We start from the raw sequence: 21452 nt of genomic DNA, 5'->3' as shown, positions 1-21452 counted from the left end.
GTGGGCAGACAGGAAGGGAAAGAATAAGAGGAGGGCTTGAGTTTATGAGAAAATTGAAAACGCTGTCAATTATGCTGGTCACGCTATCGATGCTGCTCTTATCTGCGTGCGGCGGAGCGGGAGGAACAACAGAAGGAGCGAAGCAGCCGGAGAAGCAGGAGGCGCAGAGCCAAGGGAATGAGGAGAAGAAAGAGGAGATAAAGAAGGAAGAACCGTCAGCCGTTCAAGAGCCAGAGAAGAAAGAGCTCTCTGCATTTGATATGGGCGGTGAACCCGTCAAGTTTATGGCTTGGGGAGGATTGCCGAAGGAAGGCGAATCCAATGCGGGCGATGAGCGTCTGAAGCGAAAGAAGGAGATGGAGAAGAAATACAACACGAAGATTGAGTGGATCGTTGTTCCATGGGGCGAGGGGCAGAGCAAAATTGCTGCTGGCGCATTGTCGGGTGAGGCTCCGGCAGATTTCGTGCTGATGAACATGTACTTGGCCTTCCCAAGCTTAGCGGAAAAAGGGTACTTGCGTACAGTCGATGATGTATTCAACTTCGATGATCCGAAGTGGCCGTCCTCGCTGCGCAGCTCTGGCGCTTATAAGGATAAAGTATATGGAGTTGTCGAGAACATTGATTCCGGTGCAGGGATGTATTATAACCGAACGATGCTGAAAAAGCTTGGTCTGACCGATCCGCATGAACTCGTGAAGAAGGATGAATGGAACTGGGATCATTTTAAGGAAATGACCCAAAAGGCGACACAGGATTTAAATGGCGACGGAAAAATCGATCAATGGGGAATCGTATCGTATGCGCCAATTTTCGCCCGTCAGGCCATTTATTCGAATAACGGCAGCATCGTGGAGACGAAGGACGACAAGCTTACTTTTACAATGGGTGAGCCAAATGCGATGGAAGCGCTGCGTTTCGTTTATGATTTATTTGCAACAGACAAGGTTATTATGCCCAATAAAAACGGCAGCATGGCAGACTATGAGGATACCCAGGCGATGTTCAATACAGGCAAGGCGCTATTCGTGACCGGAGAAATTTGGGAGGCATGGGGCCGCAAAGAAATGGCCGATGAATTTGGCTATGTATATTTCCCGAAAGGTCCGAAAGGAACTGATTACACAAGTCCAAACCCGGGCATGGCGATGTGGTTCATGCCGGCGAATGTGAAGAAGGCGAAGGAGAAAGCGCAAATTTATGAAGATTGGATTTTGTGGGATAAATTGAAGGACAACCAAAGAGAAAGTAACGAGTCGGTGTTCCAGACACCTGAGGATGTGGATGTTGCTATGGATATCCCTACGAAAAATATTACACTCTATCATGATGGCATTGGTGATGTAGGGAAAATGTACAATGAAGCCATCGTGTCATTTACGAAAGGGAAAGATACGCCTGAATCGGCAGTGGAGAAAATGAAAAAGCCCGCGCAAAATATTATTGATTCCGTGGTAAATACGAAGTGAAGTGGCACAGATTCATAGATTCAAGGCCAATATCCAATCCGTATGTTCGTAACGGACATACCATGTAGGGTACACCGGTGAAGGAGGGAGTATTATGCGTGGTGTGACGAAAGAACAGGCTAGAAGCTTAATCGGCCAGAAAATCTATGTGAAGCATAAAGACGGGAGCGTCGTAAGCGGCAAGCTGCTTGAGGTGAAGGGCAACCGGCTTGTGCTGGAACAAGGCAAAGGGAAAAAAGTAAAGACGAAAGCGATTATCCCGCTTGTTTTATTTGACTTGCTGGCAATCGGCACGGCGCCTTTTGCATTTGGCGGCTATGGTGGCTATGGAGGCGGATATCCGTATAGTGGCGGCTACGGATATTCCGGGTACGGAGGACCAGGGTCATATGGCGGATTTTATGGAGGATATGGATACTATAGATAACATGCGGACATAAGGAAGATCTGCAAATAGAAGAGCGTAGTTACCTGCTAAGCAGAGAAGAGTCGACAGTGAGCCCGGGCAAATGCCCGGGCTACTCGCTCTTACAATTTCTTTCCCATCTCATGGCACACCACGGCGGGAACAAAGCGAATGAACCGATACCCTCTGCGTTCATAGAATCGTTCTGCCTGGACATTACCGTAATCGACCATCATGCGTGCTTGGGCACAGCGCTTGTATTTCCCGTATTGCTCAGCCTTTCTCATTAGTTGCCTTCCGATGCCTCGATGCTGCGAATCTTGAGCAACGGCCAGCATATCGATAATGAGTGTACCTTCTCTTACATATACATGAACAAATCCTATCGCTCGATTATGACGATCAACGGCGACATACGTTGGCCCTACCTTCAACCGTTCAGGAATTTCCTTCAATAATTGCTCATGGCTCGCAGTCAGATGGGAGTGTGGGAGCAGCTCCCGCTTCACAAGCTGTATAATTGCTTCATCGTCCAGTGCAGGCCGTCGAAGTCGGATCATAGGCATTCCCTCTGTTCCGTTTGTTTTTCTTAGTTTATGACTTTAATGATCGAGCGGTGATCATCGATTATTTTTTCATGAGATTTCGGAAAAAAAGCCGACTACTGTGAACTATAGTCAAAATGCTTCCAGAGATAAAAGCATATAATGTGAATAACCTTAAGGGGGATACATCCAAAATTTATAGACATTATGGATGATCATTCTAAATAGAGAGAAGCTGTTGGGGATGAATCGAGGCTAGCGGTTATTGTCTATCGCTATCTAGCAGATGAATAGGCTTCATAATAAGCAGGGGGGATACCAATGAAACCTAAAATGAAAGCGTTCGCAATTATGCTTGTTGCACTAACGATGCTATTCGTCACCGCATGCTCGGGCTCTGGGGGTAATACAGCTCAATCGCCGCAGGAACAGCCCAAAACAGAGGTTCCGAAGGAAGAACCAAAAAAAGAGGAACCAAAGGAAGAACCCAAGTCAGAGAAAAAGGAGCTGCCCGCGTTTGATATGGGTGGAGAGCCAGTACGATTCCTGACATGGGGCAAAGGGCTAGAGGAAGGCAAATCAAATGCTGAAGATATTCGCTATAAGCGGATGAAAGAAATAGAGAAGAAATACAATACGAAAATTGAATGGATTACCGTGCCGTGGGGCGAAGGAGCAGAGAAGATTGCACAAGGCGCACTATCGGGAGAAGCGCCGGCGGACTTTGTTATCCTCGATTTATATTTGGCATTTCCTAACTTGCCGAACAAAGGCTATTTGCTGCCGGTAGACGATTTATTCGACTATAACGATCCGAAATGGCCGAAGCGAATTAAGGAGTTCTCCTCGTTTGCAGGAAAATCCTACGGGATCTTAGAAGATTCGGGAGCAGGAGCAGGCATATTCTTCAATCGCTCCATGCTGAAGCGCGAAGGTCTGGAAGATCCGCAAGAGCTTGCGAAGAAGGGCGAGTGGACATGGGATAAATATTTGGAAATGGCCAAGAAAGCAACGAAGGATACGAATGGAGACGGTGCAACCGATCAATGGGGAATTGTATCCTACGCGCCGGTGCAAGCTCGTCAAGCGGTGTACTCGAATGCGGGAAGCATTATTGATTACAAGGACGGCAAGCTGCAATTTACACTCGGTGAGCCGAATGCAATGGAAGCGCTCCGATTCCTAGGCGATTTATACACAACACTCAAGGTGGCAATGCCGAACCGCAATGGCAACTTCGAAGATTACAACGAATCGCAGAAGGTGTTCAACAGCGGGAAAGCGCTATTCGTGCCGGGAGAGATCTGGGAAGGCTCTACACGGCAAGATATGACGGATGAATATGGATTTGTATATTATCCGAAAGGGCCGAAGGCAACCGATTATGCGAACCCGATTACAAACTTCACGATGTGGTTCATGCCGGCTAACGTGAAGAAGGCCAAAGAGAAGGCGCAAATCTTTGAAGACATGGTGCCATGGGATCAATTAGAAGAATTCCGGATGGAGGGCTTCGAGAGTTCGCTGCAAAGCCCAGAGGATGTGGAGATTGCTCAGGCGCTGGCAGAGAAGGTTCAACCACTCTATTACGACAATATCGGCGACCTCGGCAAGAAATACACCGAAGCGGTTCTAGCTTTTGTCAAAGGAAAGGATACACCGGAATCCGCTATTGAGAAGATAAAGAAATCGTCCCAAGAGCAGATTGATACTATAATGAACAAAAAATAGTTGTGCGGTTATTCATCCCCCGCTGCCTCACAGCGGGGGTTTTATGTTGGAAGCGTTAGAAGATTGGAGAGAGAAAGGAGAGACCGTCGTGGGCAAGCACATGGATTCAACATGGAAGCGGCGAATCAGCATGATGCTGGGAGTCGCAGTTGCCGCAGGGGCCATTTGGACAGGAGCAGCCCTGTTCTCGAATGACTCGCAGAGCTCAACAATTGAACCAGCGTTAGCAAGCGGTGCAGTTAAGCCGCTAAGTGCTTCTTCGGACTCCAATCCGAAAGGGCTGCTTCGTTATGAGTCGTACCAGAAGAAAGTGGGGAATCCATCTGCAATCGCATCGCAGCCGATTGAACTCTTAGCGAGCGAATTGGATCATTCGCTAAGCGAGGGAAGTCCTATAGAGTCGTCGTACGAGGGCTCAACAGGACAAGTGATTCGCAGTGGGGAGATGGGGACGTTCGGCTGGACGTTTCATGTGGAGGAAGATGGATGGTACGATGTAAAGCTTCGTTATTTTCCTGTGAGTGGAACAGGATCTCCAATCGAGAGAGAACTGCGGGTGGACGGAAATATTCCATTTGCAGAAGCGGAACGGATGCTGTATCCGCGAATTTGGGGCAATGAGAGAGAGGACATCGAACGTGACAGCAACGATAACGATATAAGACCGCGTCAGGTCGAACAGCCTGGTTGGACGGAACGAAGCTTGAATGACGCAGAGGGATACTATGCCGACACACTTGCCATTTATTTGGCGAAGGGGAAGCATACGCTTCAATTTATCGGAATAAGAGAACCGATGATGGTAGGGCGCGTGACATTGGAACCGCGTGTAGCCAAGTCATATGCAGACATAGAGAAGGAGTATGCAGAGAAAGGCTATCAACAGGCAGACGATGCACTGATTAAAGTACAAGGAGAGTCGGCCTATCATAAGTCAAGCCCATCGCTATATCCGATTAACGATCGCTCTGGGCCGGATGTAGAGCCCTACGATGCATCCCGCATTCGCATGAATGCCATTGGAGGCGACCATTGGAAGGCACCTGGGCAATGGATCGCATGGAACGTAGAGGTGGCTGCGGATGGATTATATGAGATTGGATTCAAATACAAGCAGGATTTAGCTCGTGGCCTTAAGGTGACACGCAAGCTGATGGTTGATGGCGAGCTTCCATTTGCCGAAGCGGCTAAGATTACGTTTCCTCCGAGCACTTCATGGGATGTGAAGGCAGCAGGCGATGAGCGTACGGGGAAGCCCTATTTGTTCTATCTGACGAAGGGTAAGCATGAGCTGCGGCTGGAAGTAACGATGGGCGATCTCGCAGATATGGTTCGCATCGTGAAGGATAGCATTCAAGAGCTGAACGGATTGTATCGCAAAATTATTATGATTACGGGCACTGCTCCAGATCAATTCCGCGATTACCCGCTTGAGGATTTGATCCCGACGATGGCGGATACGTTCCATGCGCAGAGCAAGCAATTATCGCTTGTTGCAGATGAGATGGATCGTCTAGCAGGGGGAGCCAGTGTAAATGCAACTGTGCTTCGAACGACAAGCTATCGCTTGCAGGATCTCGGCGAGCATCCAGATACGATTACATCCCGGCTGACCAGCTTCAAAGATGGCATCATGTCGCTAGGAACGTGGATGCTTAGTGTGAACACGCAGCCGCTAACGCTTGATTATCTGTTTGTAAGCTCGCCGAAGACGGCATTGCCTGAAGCGGGAGCGGGATTGTGGGCATCCGTAAAGCATGAATTATCGTCGTTCTGGTATTCCTTCACCGATGATTACAATCTGGGAGGCGGCGGGAAGAAGACGGACATTACGGTATGGGTAGCTGGCGGACGCGATCAGGCACAGTTGATCCGGACCTTAATTGACAGTTATTTCACGCCGGAGACCGGCATTCAAGTTGACCTGCAGCTTGTCGGGGAGAATGTGCTGCTTCCTGCAACACTTGCAGGCAAAGGGCCGGACGTGGCGATTGCAACTGCCAACGTGATTGACTTTGCGATGCGAAATGCGCTAGAGGATTTGAGCCAATATCCGAATTTCCAAGAGGTATATGGACGATTCCATGACAGTGCATTTGCGAGCTTCAAGTTCAAGGACGGTGTATTTGCCATTCCGGAAGCGCAGTTGTTCCCGATGCTGTTCTATCGCAAGGATGTACTTAGCGAGCTAGGCATGAAGGTGCCGGATACGTGGGAAGAAATGATGTCGCTCGTGCCGGAGTTGCAGAAGCGAAATATGCAGATCGGACTAATGCCGAATCCGACCTTCGATACACTCCTCTATCAATTGGGCGGCAGCTATTACGAAGGTGATGGCATTGCAACTGCGATTGGCAAGCCGGAAGGAATGGAGGCATTCCGTCACTGGACAGAGCTGTATACCCATTACAAGCTGCCGCGCGAATTCGAGTTTGTGAATCGCTTTCGAACGGGGGAAATACCGCTTGGTATTGCAGACTACACGACATTCAATACCTTAGCTGTATTTGCTCCCGAGATTCGCGGGGAATGGGGGTTCGCTCCAATTCCGGGTGTTAAGGGAACAGACGGTGTTGTACATCGGGAAAGTCTGTCGTCAGCAACGGGCTCTGTCATGTTCAAGAAGGCCAAGAATAAAGAAGCGGCTTGGAAGTTCATAAGCTGGTGGACGAATGCGGATACGCAATCATCCTTCGGAAGAGAGATGGAGTCTATACTCGGCGAATCTGGCCGATATACGGCAGCTAATGTTGAGGCGTTGAAGCGGCTGCCATGGTCTGCGAAGGAAGTGGCGACACTGAATGAGCAGTGGAAATGGATTGTTGGGAAGCCTGCGGTTCCGGGTTCTTACTCCTTCGATCGCCACTTGCAGAATGCATTCTTCGAGGTATTCAATAACGGAACGGATGTACGGGAAACGCTAGAAGAATATGTACGCATTATTAATCAGGAATTGACCATTAAGCGCAAAGAATTCAATTTGCCAATCCGAGAGGGGGAGCAATAGCCGATGGAAGTGAATCGACCTGTTCCAGCATCTGCGAAGTCGGTGCAGCCTGCCTCTAAGCTGCGAATGCGCCTGAATCATAAATTGGCAGAGGTGCGGCGCAATCGAACATTATATGCAATGATCGCGCCGTATTTCCTCATTTTCTTTACTTTTACGGTCTTGCCGGTAGTGTTGTCGCTCATTATTAGCTTTACAAATTTCAACATGCTGGAACTACCGAAATGGGTGGGCTGGCAAAACTATGCTCGGTTGTTCGTACAGGATGATGTGTTCCTCATTGCCCTGAAAAATACGCTGATGTTCGCAGTAATCACTGGCCCAGTCAGTTATATTGCCTGTTTTGTCCTGGCTTGGATTATCAATGAATTATCGCCGAAGGTGCGTACATTCGCGACCCTCGTGTTCTATGCTCCAGCGCTATCCGGCAATGCGTTCATCGTCTGGACACTGTTGTTCAGCGGCGATGCTTACGGGTATATCAACGCTTTCCTCATGAAGTGGCGCATCATTCTGGAGCCGATTCTCTGGCTGAAAGATACGAAGTATATTATGCCGATCATTATTATCGTACAGCTATGGTTAAGCTTAGGCACCAGCTTCCTAGCATTCATTGCAGGCTTGCAGGGTATGGATAAGAGCTTATATGAAGCGGGAGCTATCGATGGGGTAAAGAATCGATGGCAGGAGCTATGGTACATTACACTGCCTTCCATGAGACCCCAGCTGCTGTTCGGTGCAGTCATCCAGATTACCTCATCATTCGCTGTGGCAGAAGTGGCGACGACGCTTGCCGGATTCCCAAGCGTGCAGTATGCAGGGCATACGATTGTAACTCACTTAATGGACTTCGGATCGCTGCGCTATGAGATGGGCTATGCCTCCTCCATTGCCACGGTGCTGTTCGGGATTATGCTTGGCTCGAACTTGATTGTGCAGAAGCTGCTGCGGAAGGTGGGGGATTAAGATGGGACGTATATTTCGATGGAGACTGCGTATCGGACGCAAGGTGAATCGTTCTCGTACCGGTGATGTGTTTCTGTTCTTATTCTTGAGCTGCATCGGTGTTTTTATGGCGATGCCGCTTGTGTTCGTCATCAATAATGCGTTCAAGCCAATCAATGAAATTTTACAATTTCCACCTAACTTCTTTGTTCGCAACCCTACGTTCAATAACTTCGCGGATTTATTTCATCTCATGTCGGGCACATGGGTGCCCTTTTCCAGATACATTTTCAATACGCTGTTCATCGCATTTGTCGGTACTGCGCTTCATGTCATTATTGCCTCACTGGCGGCATACCCGCTTGCGAAGAAGAAGTTCCCCGGAAAGGGGATTCTGTTCACGGTTGTCGTCTTGTCCTTGATGTTCTCTGCGACCGTAACGCAAATTACGAACTACATGACGATGTCATGGCTTGGTTTGGTTGATACGTATTGGGCCATTATTTTGCCGGCGGTTGGCTCCTCGCTCGGCTTGTATTTAATGAAGCAGTTCATGGAGCAGGTGCCGGATGCGCTGCTGGAAGCAGCTCAGCTGGACGGATGCTCAGAGTGGAGAATCTTCTGGAGCATTGTCATGCCAATCGTGAAGCCGGCATGGCTGACTTTGATTATTTTCTCCTTCCAAGGATTGTGGAATGTAGGGGGAGCCGGCGGGGCCGGTTCACTGTTCCTGTACAGTGAGACGCTCAAGACATTGGATTATGCATTCAGCCAAATCTTAGCGGGAGGCATTATCCGTACAGGGCCATCAATGGCAGCAACGCTCATTCTCATCTCTGTTCCAATCTCGATCTTCATCATTACACAGAGCAATGTGCTGCAGACGATGTCGACGTCCGGCATGAAAGAGTAAGCCAAGGAGGGAACGTATGTTACATCAACCCAACCGAACACCGCCGTTCCGCCTTGTGGAGGCGGGATATCGAATCGTGCTTGCCTTCGTCATCTACGCCATGCTGGGAACTTCTTTGTTCGATGCAACAGCATCTGCGGCTCCCTATGAAGGCTACAACTATGGGTATGACGGCAAGCCGATCAAGGCGCCGCTCCCATATGAACCTTCGCGGAGCTGGACGGGTGAAGCGCTTGGCGTTGGCGCATTGAATTCGCCGGAGGATATGACTATTGGCCCTGATGGGACGATGTATGTTCTTGATACGGGCAATAACCGATTGATCGCATTGAACGATAGGCTGAGGCCCAAGTGGGTTGTAAGCAAGTTCACGAATCAAGGGATAACGGATACGTTCGAACGCCCGCAAGGCCTCTTCGTGACGGAAGACAATCGCATCTATGTGGCGGATACCGGCAAGGCGAGAATCGTGGAGCTGACACCGGAGGGGAATTTCGTACGTGCACTTGGAACGCCGAAGTCGGACATGATACGGGCGGATCTGCAGTATGTTCCGATTAAGCTGGTCGTTGACCGAACGAAACGATTTTATGTCGTGAGCAAGGGCGTTTTCGACGGCATTATGGAGTTGTCGCCTGAAGGGGAATTCAATGGATTTATTGGCGTGAACCCTGTTCTGTATAACCCGATTGAGCTATTCTGGAAGCAGTTTGCGACGAAGGAGCAGCGCAAGCAGATGGCACTGTTCATCCCAGTCGAGTTCAATAATATATCACTGGATGATGAAGGCTTCATGTACGTAACCACTGCCGATGAGATGTCTACCGAGCCCGTTCGCCGCCTGAACCCTTCTGGGGTGGATGTATTGAAGCGCAAGGGCTACGAAAAGCCGATGGGGGATCTGTACTTCAGCAACAGCGCCACAATGGGCGGATTCTCCACCTTAATTGCGGTTACTGCTGATAAGTTCGGCATGTATAGCGTGCTCGATAATAAGCGCGGCCGCATTTTTACGTATGACAAGGAAGGCAAGCTGCTGTACATCTTCGGGCAGAATGGCGATAAGTTTGGCCAGTTCAAGGCTCCAATTGACTTGGAGATGTCAGGGGATAAGGTGCTTATTCTTGATAAAGGATCGAATCAGATTATTGTGTTCGAGCCAACTCGATATGGACGCGTACTGCGCAAGGCGGTTGAATTGACGGAGGTTGGCAATGAGGAAGAAGCCGAGGCCGCGTGGGAAGAAGCATTGAAGCTGAATAATAACTTGGATATGGCGCATGTTGGCCTTGGCAAGGCGAAGCTGCGGGCTGGCGAATCTGAGGAGGCCATCCATGAATTTCGCCAGGGGATGCGCCCAGACTATTACTCGCGTGCATTCAAGAGTTATCGCAAGCAGTTGATCTGGGATCAATTCGGACTCATCGCAACCTTGTGCATTGTGCTCGTTGTTGGCCTGATAATCGGGAATCGGATGTTGAAGGGCAGACTTGCTTCTGAACCAGGTAAGATTCGATTTGCTTGGAAACTGATGTTCAGGCCATTCAAGTCCTTCTGGGAACTGAAATATGAACAGGCAGGTCATTGGGGCTTTTCCCTGCTCTTGCTTCTCATCTTCATCATTTTATCAGTTATTAAGCGGCAATTTACCGGGTTTATTATTTTTCAGAGCTTGGAGACACAGTTCAGTATATGGATGGAAGTCCAGGTTGCCGTTATTCCATTCTTCCTCTGGTGTATTGCGAATTGGTCATTGACTACGTTAATGGATGGAGAGGGCAAGTTCAAGGAGATTGTAACTGCAACGGGTTACGCGCTTATGCCGTTAATTGTCATGCAAATTCCACTATTGATTCTATCCAACATCATGACGCAAGAGGAAACCTCGTTCTACTACTTGCTGGAATCGATCAGCTATATATGGTGCGCCCTGCTCTTGTTCGTCGGTATGCTGACGGTTCATCAGTATACGGCATCAAAGACAGTTGCTACGATGGGCCTGACCTTCGTCGTTATCGGGATCATCCTGTTCCTCGGTCTGTTAGCATTCAGCTTGGGGCAGCAAATGGTGATGTTCGTATCCACCGTATATCAAGAAATCTCATTCCGGATCGGAGAGGGGTGACGACATGAAAATCTCATTACGCAAGTCTCGTGATTCCGGAACTGTCGCACCCACACGGCGACGGAAGTGGAATTGGAGAACCATAAGCATAGCTGGGGCGATTATGGCTGTGCTGCTGCTCCTGTTCGTTCTGTTCCAACCAAGAAGCCTGCCGCGCACAGGAGATGCAGCGATGCCGGACTTCGGTGTATCCACATCGCTAGGAGCGGTCAAGGGAACGGTTGCGCTCGCATCGAATACCCAGTTATCAGCAGCCCGTCAACAGGTAGCAGGCATGGATCGAGTGGCAGCAACAGATGTCCTGGAATTATACGTAAACAAAAGCACGGCAGAAGCTGCCGTCGTAGATCTTCGAAGTGCTGCGGTGTGGTGGACGAATCCACAGGATCGAGACCAGGACGGTATGGCCAGCCCGTTAATCAAGGGCAAGCTTGGCGCCCAATTGTCGCTTACCTACTTAATGCCGAATGGACAGACGAAGGATTATGACAGCTTCAATGACAGTGTTGTCCATAAGACCTTCACCATCCAATCGGAGTCAGACGGCATGACCGTCGTGTATGAATTTGGTAATCCGGAACGCGGCGCAGAAGCGATTCCACTCAAGATTAGCAAGCAGCGGCTGGAAGAGAAAATATTGAATAAGCTCGACCAGAAGGATCGGAATCAGATGTTGACTCGCTTCCGTCTAAATGAGGATACGGGGATCTATGAACGTAGAGAGATTCCGAAGTCAGCGCTCAAGAAAGTGCTCGATCTAATAGAGAAGGCTGGATATACCGAAGAGGATCTGAAGTCCGACAATGAGCAGAACGGTGTTATTGAAGGAGAGGGCGGAGGCAGTGCATCCTTTACGGTGCCGCTTCGCTACAAGCTTGATGGGGAGCACCTGCTGGTAAGTGTGGATGCCTCGGCAATCAAGGCGCAGCCCCCATACCGGCTGCATACCCTCGATGTTCTATCCTCCTTCGGTGCGGCAGGTAAGAAGGAGAACGGCTATTTGTTCGTGCCGGATGGTTCGGGCTCGCTTATTCATTTCAATAATGGCAAGAACTACGCCCAAGGATTAGTCCTTCCTGTATACGGCGAGGATCCAAGCTTCTTCAAGACAGAGCAGTTGAATACGTATGAGACGGTTCGTATGCCTATATACGGCATGAAGCGGGACACGAGCTCTTTTCTAGCGGTCATCGAGGACGGAGACGCGATGTCGACCCTTTATGCAGATGTCAGTGGAAGGCAGCATGAATATAACTGGATTGGCCCCCAGTTCACCGTATTGCCGAAGGACAAAGTTATGCTGAATGCCAGGGAGGAGCTTATTAAGACGCCTGCAGAGCCATACGCAGGACAGCTGCAAATTCGCTACATGTTCCAGAATCGCGAAGAGGCAGGATATTCGGGGATGGCGAATGCATACCGGGATTATTTGATGCGCAAATACCAGCTGAAGCCGCTGCGCGAACAGGCTGATAAGGCTGTTAAGCCAGCGGATGCGCCATTTTACGTAGAGGCGATCGGTTCGATTTCTAAAGTAAAGGCCTTCTTGGGCGTTTCTTATGATTCGCCAGTGCCGCTCACCACATTCGATGAAGCCGGTCAGATGGTGAAGGAGCTTGCAGTTAGAGGAGTCTCCAATATTCAGATGAACTATGCCGGATGGATGAACGGAGGCATTCAGCATAAGCTGCCGAACAACGTGAAGGCGGTTCGTGAGCTGGGTGGAAGAGATGGACTGAACCGGCTGCGTGAACAGCTGCAGGCCCGAGGGGGAACCCTGTATCCGGAGTTCTCGCTTGGACGCGTATACAATGATGATGGGTGGAACGCAACCAAGGACAGCGTACAATCGCTTGGCCGAATCTCGCTGAAGTTTTTCCGATTCAATGCAGCTAATTTCAAGAAAAATTACGAAGCATTCTCCCATTCATTATTGTCGCCAGCGTTGTACCCAACCGTCATGAGCCGTTACTTGGAGCATGCAGAGCTGCCAGCGGATGATGGTGTCTCTATTCAGGATTCAGGAAGCGAGATCTATTCCAACTTCAATCTAAATGAACCCATATTGCGTCAGAAGTCGATTGCCTTCGTCAGCAAGGCGCTGAAGCAAGCGGCGGATCGGGGCAAGGTCATGCTACAAGGCGGCAATGCGTATGTGCTTCCTTATGCGAGCCAGATTATCCGCGCACCGATGCAGAGCAACAGATTTCAGATAACGGACGAGATGATTCCTTTCTATTCGATGGTTATGCATGGCTTGATTCCTTATGCAGGTGAAGCATTTAACGGGGTGGGGAATCAGGATGTGAACAGGCGGATGCTGCAAGCGGTAGAGACAGGTTCTAACGTATTCTTCAGCTGGCTTGCGGCAAGTACAGAACAGCTCCGCGATACGATGTGGGATGACTTCTTCGCCGCAGAGTATTCGCAATGGCTCGACGAAGCAGCTTCTGCGTACCAGCAGCTGAATGAGCTGCACCATAAGGTTGGCGATGCATTCATGATCAAGCATGAGCGCCTGGCGGATGAGGTAGTGCAGACAACTTACAGCAATGGTGTACGCGTCATCGTCAACTACGGCAATGCGCCTGTTCAGGTAGGCGGAGTGGCGGTGGAAGCGGCCAACTATCGCATAGAGGAGGGGAGCAAGTGAAGCTGTCGATTGGAAAGCGAAGAAGACCCTCACTTGAACGAAAGAAGGCGATGTTCGGCTGGCTTTTTATCGCACCATGGTTGATCGGATTTTTGCTCCTCATGGCTGTCCCGCTCGTACGATCGCTGCTCTTCAGCATAAGCCATTTGAGTCTGACAGAGACGGGCTACAAGCTGTCATCTGTTGGATTTGAGAATTATACAAAAGCATTCACCGTTGATCCCAACTTCAATCGGCTCTTGATTGAAGCGACAATGAACATGCTTGCGAATGTGCCGCTAATAATCTTTTTTAGCTTATTTTCAGCAGTGCTGCTCTCTCAGAAGTTCCGCGGGAGAATGCTTGCCCGTGCAATCTTCTTCCTGCCGGTAGTGCTTGCTTCCGGTGTTATTCAGGGCATAGACAGCTCGAACTATCTTGCCCAGATGCTAGGGGATGTTGCATCAAGCGTAGAGGGCAATTTCTCAGGACTTCGCAGTATGGGACTGCGTTCTTTGCTGATAGAGATGGGGATGAGCGGCGATATCGTATTTTATCTGACTAGCGCTGTTGATCGCATCTATTACATTGTAGCGGCGTCGGGTGTGCAGATATTGATATTTTTAGCTGGGCTGCAGTCCATATCGCCTTCCTTGTATGAGGCTTCCAAGATTGAAGGAGCAACGGGCTATGAAGCATTTTGGAAGATTACATTCCCGATGATGTCGCCGCTTATTTTGACAAATACGGTCTATACGGTCGTAGATTCGTTCACGAATAATGGAGTTACAGGTTATATTCATCGGATGGCGTTTAGGGAGAATAACTTTGGCTTAAGCTCAGCGATGTCTTGGGCATATTTCCTTATCGTATCTATTATGCTCGGAGCGTGTGTCTACTTTATTTCCAAACGGGTCTTCTATTATGACTGAGAAAGGGGAGAGAAGCATGTCTTCTATCGCAAGACAAAAGGCAGACGCAATAGGTCGACGTATGGAACGATGGAATGCGGAAGTTCGTCCCCTTGACCAGCTGAAGAAGTGGCTGTGGATTTGTGCGCGAACCTTGCTTATCGTTGGGATCTGCTACATCATCCTGTACCCGCTCATTACGAAGCTGTCCATGGCGATTCGGGATCGGATGGATTTGTTTGATACGACGATCGTATGGATTCCGCGTCATTTTACATGGGACAATTTCAAGACGGCATTTGATATGCTGGAATATCCCGCCGCGTTCTGGAATTCTGCGATGCTGAGTCTAGGGACTTCCGTTCTGCAAATGGTCTCCTGCGCTTTAGCCGGGTACGGCTTCGCGCGGCTGAAATTTAGGGGAAGGGGCATTCTGTTCACGTTAGTAGTGTTCACGATTGTCATCCCGCCGCAGACCATTATGATCCCGACGTATTTGAATTATCGATTCTTCGATATTTTTGGTCTCTATGAGCTGTTCACCGGCAAGCAAGGGGTTAACTTGCTGGAAAGCTATTGGCCGTTCTTTATTTCCTCTACATTAGCAATGGGGATGAAAAACGGGCTGTTCATTTTTATTTTCCGTCAATTTTTCCGCGGCCTGCCGAAGGAGTTAGAGGAAGCCGCTTATGTGGATGGAACAGGGGTTCTCGGTACGTTCTGGAGAGTCATTATTCCGAATACCGTGCCGGCAATCGTAACGGTGCTGCTGTTCTCTATCGTCTGGCAGTGGAATGACAACTACTATGTCTCTCTATATATGAATTATACGCAGGTGCTGTCCTCGACGCTTGCCAGCATGCCAGGGGCATTAGGGCGGATTACGACAGATCCTTCCTATATTTCGCAGCTTATGAATACAGGAGCACTGCTTGTCATGATGCCAATGATCATTTTGTATGTATTTGCCCAGAAGTATTTTGTAGAGAGTGTTGAGCGTACGGGGCTTGTCGGATAGTATTACAAACCATACCTTTTCCGCAGCACGAGTAATGTGCATGCACGAGAATGATGGGGTGTTTACTATATAATGGGATTACTGCCTTAGAAGAAGAGGAGATGGAGTTATGTGCAAAGGGAATATGCATATGCAGGCTGAGGAAATCCAGCACAATTGGGCGCATGGAAGCTGGAGCGAGTTGCTGCAGGCGGAATGGAAGCAGATGATCGAAGAAGGCAAGGAGACACAGGGCATTGCGGAAGCCTTAGAGGACTGGATCCATCATCATTCGCATGATGAGGAGGCTGCCGCAAAGCTGTATTGCGACATGTCCAATCGCCGCATTCGCAGCGATTTCCCCTTTACTGAGCCATCTGACTTGGAGAGCATCCGGGAGCTGAGACCTACGAACGCTCCATTTCGCTCAGAAGAGGAGCTCAAACGGGAATCGGCACTGCGGGATGACGAGTTCTGGCATGATCGTTTTCATGGGGCATGGGTTGGGCGCGCAATCGGCTGTGCGCTCGGCAAACCGTTAGAGGTGCCTCCATTTGTTGACGGAGCGGGTGGAATTCCGGGTTGGAAGTGGATTCGAACATGGCTTCAAGATGCCGATGCTTGGCCATTTCGGAATTACGTGCCGGGACATTCGCGCGCATCATCTATTGAGTTTCGTCCAGGTGAGAAACTGAGGATTTTCTTTCCAGACAGCCAGCTCGAGCAGATTCGCTTCATGGAGACGGATGACGATATGCGTTACGCGGTTCTTAGTCAGCTCTTAATGGAACGCCATGGATTGAAACTGAAGACGGAGCATGTCGCAGCGGTATGGCTGGAACGGCTCAGTCTAAAGCAGGTATTCACTGCTGAATGCATGACCTTCGTGAATTTAGAGCAGGAGCTGGCCGCCGTGCAGGACTGCAAGATGTCAGCTTCCAGTAATAAGCGGGAAGTAGACTGGGAACGAGTGCGTATGCACCTGAATCCCTACCGGGAATGGATTGGCGCCCAGATACGCGCGGATGTATACGGCTATTCTGCTCCTGGACGACCGGAATTAGCAGCAGAGCTAGCTTGGCGTGATGCCTCCCTATCCCATGTGAAGAATGGAATTTATGGTTCTATGTTCGTAGCAGCAATGATCGCTGCGGCTTTCTATGAACCGGATCCTGAACGCATTGTTCGGGCGGGGCTTGCTCAGATTCCAGACACGTCGCGTCTGGCTGCTGATATCGCCCAAGCGATTGAGATTGGCAAGACGTCGAAGAGTGAAGAGGAAGTAGCTGAGCGAGTTTGGAATTCGTTCGGTCATTATTCATGGGTGCACACCAATAACAATGCCGCGCTCGTTGCCGCTTCGTTGATTTTTTCTAAAGGAGATTTCGCGCGTGGTGTAACAACGTCCGTGCTGGGTGGATTCGATACGGATTGCAATGGAGCGACAGTAGGTTCCATTTTAGGAGCTTCTATGGGACATCAGCAACTTCCCGCACATTTCGTGCAGCCATTGAACGATACTTTATATGCGGATGTCGAAGGGTTCCATCCTATTGATTTTACTGCGTTAGCGCATCGTTCCGTTGTATTGTTCAGGGGGATTGAAAACGCTTTAGTAGGGAAGTGAAAAGGCGTATATTATTACGTTTTTCCAAATATAAAGTTCGGATATAAACTGTCCACTGAGCGAAAACAGGAACAATCATGCAAAAATGAGCAGTAATCCATAATGATTCACAAAAGAAAAAAATAAAGAATGCCCTATTGACTCCTGATAGGTGTAGGAATATAATGTTTCTAAACATTTGAAACATGACACATAATACCAACGGCAATGAAGAGGACGAAGTAGTAAGGGCTCTTATGAACAGAGAGCAGTCGGAGGTTTTGCTGAAACCGACGCCTTAACCCCTTATATGCGAGCTCACCTCGGAGCTGTTCTCCTGAACAGATGATTAGGACGCTAGAATGTATCGTTCTATCATGCGAGTAGGGAGAATCGTAGGGCGCGCGTTAGACGCTATGAGTATTCGTTATTGTCTATGGCATACGAATACTTGCTGAGATTTCATATTGCGAGATATGAAATGAATGCGGGTGGTACCACGGAAGCACAACCTTTCGTCCCTAATGCAGCAGTTTGCTGCGTGGGATGGAAGGTTTTTTTGTATTTGCCAACTCTCTCATTTCTCATCTTCATGTGATGAGTTGGCATAGTATGTGCCTGGCCAGGCAAGACATATCTTCACAAATGTAACCTAGAGCCCGAGTATGGAAATGAGTAAATATGCGTAAGGAGGATGTCGAATGAGCTCACATCGTACGGCAATGAGGTCAAAAGAAGAATTAAGACAGAAATGGATGCAGCCTGAAGTCATTACAGGCTCGGATATTTTGCTTCGCAGCTTGTTGTTGGAAGGTGTGGAGTGTGTGTTCGGATATCCAGGCGGCGCGGTGCTCTATATTTATGACGCCATGCACGGCTGTGAGGATTTCCACCACGTTCTGACCCGGCACGAGCAAGGAGCGATTCATGCAGCGGACGGATATGCCCGTGCAAGCGGCAAGGTCGGTGTATGTATCGCAACATCTGGACCAGGCGCGACAAACCTGGTTACAGGAATTGCTACTGCCTATATGGATTCGGTTCCGCTCGTTGTTATTACAGGCAACGTAGCGACGACCTTGATTGGCACCGATGCATTCCAAGAAGCAGACATTACAGGCATCACCATGCCGATTACGAAGCATAGCTATCTGGTACGCGATGTGAAGGATCTGCCGCGTGTCATTCACGAGGCATTCCACATTGCGAACACAGGACGCAAGGGGCCGGTTCTCATCGATATTCCGAAGGATGTATCGGCGGCGAAGACGCTGTTCGAACCGGTATCAACTGTAAATATTCGCGGCTATAACCCTAACGTTCAGCCGAACAAATATCAAGTCGATAAAATGCTGAAAGCGATCGAAGAGTCGAAGTCACCTGTGATTCTCGCGGGAGCTGGAGTTATCCATTCTGGAGCGCATGAAGAACTGTATGAATTCGTGAGCAAGACACAAATTCCAGTAACGACAACGCTGCTGGGACTTGGCGGATTCCCAAGCGGTCATGATCTGTGGATGGGCATGCCTGGCATGCATGGAACCTATACAGCGAACAATGCGATTCAGCAGGCGGATTTGCTCATTAACATCGGGGCTCGCTTCGATGACCGAGTGACGATGAAGCTTGAAGGTTTCGCGCCACATGCGAAAATCGTCCATATCGATATCGATCCGGCAGAAATCGGCAAAAATGTCCCAACGGACATTCCGATTGTAGGCGATATCCGTACTACATTGGAACTAGCCAATAAGACAGCAGCACGTGCAAACCATGCGGATGAATGGCGCGCTCGCATCATGCAGATGAAGGCGGATAAACCGCTTCAATTCATCGATTCGGATGAAGAACTGAAGCCGCAATGGGTCATCCAGCTGATCAATGATACGACCAAAGGGGAAGCCATCGTTACGACAGATGTCGGACAACACCAGATGTGGTCAGCGCAATATTATCGCTTCAATCATCCGCGCTCCTGGATTACTTCTGGCGGCCTTGGAACGATGGGATTCGGATTCCCATCCGCAATCGGAGCACAAATGGCCTTCCCGGATCGTACCGTTGTATCGATCAATGGCGATGGCGGCATGCAAATGTGTGCGCAGGAACTTGCAATCTGTGCGATTAACAATATACCGGTCAAGGTAGCGATCATCAATAACCGCGTGCTGGGGATGGTTCGCCAGTGGCAAGAAATTATTTATGACAATCGCTACAGCCATATTGACCTTGCTGGAAGCCCAGACTTCGTGAAGCTCGCGGAAGCTTACGGGGTAAGAGGATTCCGCGCGACGAACAAAGAGGAAGCAGAACAGGCATGGCAGGAAGCACTGAATACACCGGGGCCAGCGGTTGTGGAATTCGTTGTTCGCAAGCACGAGAATGTGTACCCGATGGTAACGCAGGGCTGCACGATTGACCAAATGATAATGGGGGATTGTGAATGATGAACATAACCAAACATACCATTGCCGTCATCGTGAACGATCAGCCAGGTGTTCTGCAGCGTGTCTCCGGTCTATTTGGCCGCAGAGGATTCAACATTGAGAGTATTACTGTAGGTGCTTCTGAGGAGCAAGGTCTCTCCCGCATGGTCATTGTGACCACGGGAGATGACCATATGCTGGAGCAGATCGAGAAGCAGCTGTACAAGATCGTTGACGTGATCAAGGTACTCAACTTAAGCTCCCAGCCAATGGTTGCTCGTGAACTTGCACTCATTAAGGTGAAGGCTGAGCCACACGTACGTCCAGAGATTCTTGGCGTCGTGGAGACGTTCCGCGCTTCCATCGTCGACATTGGACCAAGCACGCTTATGGTGCAGGTTGTCGGCGAATCGCAGAAGATCGAAGCGATGATTCAATTGCTGGAGCCATACGGAATTCGTGAGGTTAGCCGCACAGGAGTTACAGCCTTGATTCGCGGTCAAGTAACAGATAAGTAAGGAAGCGTCTGGACTTATTCCTACACGTATGGATTGAATCGAATAACGGCCTTCGAATGAGGGGGTATCTCAGGGGACAAGCGGAAGCTGTAAGAGGCCCGTGATTGTCACTTGAAATACCCGCCTCATTCGGGGGAGATTACTACACACTATTTATATAGGAAGAAAGAGGAGGACTCATACTTATGCCAGTTACAATGTACTATGAAAATGACGCTGAATTTAACGTACTGCAAGGAAAAACGATCGCCGTTATCGGTTATGGAAGCCAAGGACATGCTCAAGCGCAAAACCTGCGTGACAGCGGTCTTCAAGTGGTAATCGGTCTTCGTGAAGGCAAATCTGCAGACAAAGCTCGTCAAGACGGCTTCGAAGTGTTGTCCGTTGGCGAAGCTACTTCCCGTGCTGATGTGGTTCAAATCTTGATGCCGGATGAAACGCAAGCATCTGTATACAAAAATGAAATCGAGCCGAACTTGAAAAAAGGCGCAGCCTTGATGTTCTCTCACGGCTTCAACGTACATTTCGGTCAAATCGTAGCACCGAAAGACAACGATGTATTGCTCGTAGCTCCTAAATCCCCAGGACATCTTGTACGCCGTACGTATGTAGAAGGCTTCGGCGTTCCAGGTCTTATCGCAATCGAGCAAGATGCAACTGGCAATGCGAAGGCTATCGGCCTTGCATACGCGAAGGGCATCGGCTGTACACGTGCAGGGGTTATCGAGACTTCCTTCAAGGAAGAAACAGAGACAGACTTGTTCGGCGAGCAGGCAGTATTGTGCGGCGGTGTAAGCGCATTGATCAAAGCAGGCTTCGAAACATTGGTAGAAGCAGGCTACGCTCCTGAAATGGCATACTTCGAGTGCTTGCATGAGCTGAAGCTGATCGTTGACCTCATCTATGAAGGAGGCCTGGCTACAATGCGCGACTCCATCAGCAACACGGCTGAATACGGCGACTATGTTACAGGTCCTCGCATCGTAACCGAAGAGACGAAGAAGGCGATGAAGGAAGTATTGTCCGACATCCAACAAGGCAAGTTCGCACGCGACTTCATCTTGGAGAACCAAGCGAATCGTGCATTCCTGACAGCAACTCGCCGCAACGAAGCAAACCATCCGATCGAAGTGGTTGGCGGTCAATTGCGTGAATTGATGCACTGGATCAAAAAATAGGAAGTAAAAAGTAAGATTTAATCTCATATATATAGTTCAAAAA

General features: G+C 49.3%; 15 protein-coding genes. 14 read left to right on the top strand and 1 reads right to left on the bottom strand.

Annotated features, from left to right (window positions below):
- The first annotated feature begins 44 nt into the window (after positions 1–44).
- Together BLS15_RS01150 and BLS15_RS01145 are read left to right on the top strand one after the other, a co-directional pair.
- Positions 45–1469, top strand: a complete 1425-nt coding sequence (locus tag BLS15_RS01150; RefSeq protein ID WP_090509378.1) for an extracellular solute-binding protein — start codon at positions 45–47, stop codon at positions 1467–1469.
- 94 nt (positions 1470–1563) lie between these two features.
- Positions 1564–1896, top strand: coding sequence for a hypothetical protein (locus tag BLS15_RS01145; protein ID WP_021254466.1), 333 nt, complete (start codon positions 1564–1566; stop codon positions 1894–1896).
- 101 nt (positions 1897–1997) lie between these two features.
- On the opposite strand, the gene BLS15_RS01140 is transcribed toward BLS15_RS01145, so the two are convergent.
- Positions 1998–2435: a GNAT family N-acetyltransferase gene (locus BLS15_RS01140; RefSeq protein WP_090509374.1), complete on the bottom strand. Its 438-nt coding sequence runs from the start codon at positions 2433–2435 to the stop codon at positions 1998–2000.
- 306 nt (positions 2436–2741) lie between these two features.
- Between BLS15_RS01140 and BLS15_RS01135 the strand changes: the two genes are divergently transcribed.
- The 12 genes from BLS15_RS01135 (at position 2742) to ilvC (ending at position 21409) form a co-directional block, all read left to right on the top strand.
- On the top strand, positions 2742–4151 hold the full coding sequence (locus BLS15_RS01135; protein WP_090509371.1) for an ABC transporter substrate-binding protein: 1410 nt from the start codon (positions 2742–2744) through the stop codon (positions 4149–4151).
- A 43-nt stretch (positions 4152–4194) separates the two neighbouring features.
- Positions 4195–7158 carry an extracellular solute-binding protein gene (locus tag BLS15_RS01130; protein ID WP_051614021.1) on the top strand — a complete coding sequence of 988 codons (2964 nt, stop codon included), beginning with the start codon at positions 4195–4197 and terminating at the stop codon, positions 7156–7158.
- Between the two features lie 66 nt (positions 7159–7224).
- A complete protein-coding gene (locus BLS15_RS01125; protein ID WP_227774342.1) occupies positions 7225–8124 on the top strand; it encodes a carbohydrate ABC transporter permease in 900 nt (299 codons plus the stop codon).
- Position 8125: 1 nt separating this feature from the next.
- Positions 8126–9016 carry a carbohydrate ABC transporter permease gene (locus tag BLS15_RS01120; protein ID WP_021254471.1) on the top strand — a complete coding sequence of 297 codons (891 nt, stop codon included), beginning with the start codon at positions 8126–8128 and terminating at the stop codon, positions 9014–9016.
- 16 nt (positions 9017–9032) lie between these two features.
- A complete protein-coding gene (locus BLS15_RS01115; RefSeq protein WP_051614022.1) occupies positions 9033–11141 on the top strand; it encodes a YIP1 family protein in 2109 nt (702 codons plus the stop codon).
- A gap of 4 nt (positions 11142–11145) precedes the next feature.
- A complete protein-coding gene (locus BLS15_RS01110) occupies positions 11146–13794 on the top strand; it encodes a DUF5696 domain-containing protein (protein ID WP_090509368.1) in 2649 nt (882 codons plus the stop codon).
- Positions 13791–14705, top strand: coding sequence for a carbohydrate ABC transporter permease (locus BLS15_RS01105; RefSeq protein ID WP_021262096.1), 915 nt, complete (start codon positions 13791–13793; stop codon positions 14703–14705). Before BLS15_RS01110 ends, BLS15_RS01105 begins: the two co-directional genes overlap by 4 nt.
- A 16-nt stretch (positions 14706–14721) precedes the next feature.
- Positions 14722–15702, top strand: coding sequence for a carbohydrate ABC transporter permease (locus BLS15_RS01100; protein WP_021254475.1), 981 nt, complete (start codon positions 14722–14724; stop codon positions 15700–15702).
- 109 nt (positions 15703–15811) lie between these two features.
- Positions 15812–17308, top strand: coding sequence for an ADP-ribosylglycohydrolase family protein (locus BLS15_RS01095; RefSeq protein ID WP_021254476.1), 1497 nt, complete (start codon positions 15812–15814; stop codon positions 17306–17308).
- A gap of 680 nt (positions 17309–17988) precedes the next feature.
- Positions 17989–19734 carry a biosynthetic-type acetolactate synthase large subunit gene (gene ilvB, locus BLS15_RS01090; RefSeq protein ID WP_021254477.1) on the top strand — a complete coding sequence of 582 codons (1746 nt, stop codon included), beginning with the start codon at positions 17989–17991 and terminating at the stop codon, positions 19732–19734.
- The gene (gene ilvN / locus BLS15_RS01085; protein WP_028531812.1) at positions 19734–20231 is read left to right on the top strand and encodes an acetolactate synthase small subunit; all 498 of its coding nucleotides are present in this window, start codon (positions 19734–19736) and stop codon (positions 20229–20231) included. The genes ilvB and ilvN overlap by 1 nt, the downstream gene beginning before the upstream one ends.
- Before the next feature lie 185 nt (positions 20232–20416).
- Entirely contained in the window at positions 20417–21409 is a 993-nt protein-coding gene (ilvC, locus tag BLS15_RS01080; RefSeq protein ID WP_021254479.1) for a ketol-acid reductoisomerase, read from the top strand.
- Positions 21410–21452: the final 43 nt, after the last annotated feature.

It is taken from the genome of Paenibacillus sp. cl6col (assembly GCF_900102125.1).
GTDB lineage: Bacteria > Bacillota > Bacilli > Paenibacillales > Paenibacillaceae > Paenibacillus_B > Paenibacillus_B suaedae.
Note: the sequence above shows the minus strand (reverse complement) of the source record. Positions and strands in the feature narration are given on the sequence as shown.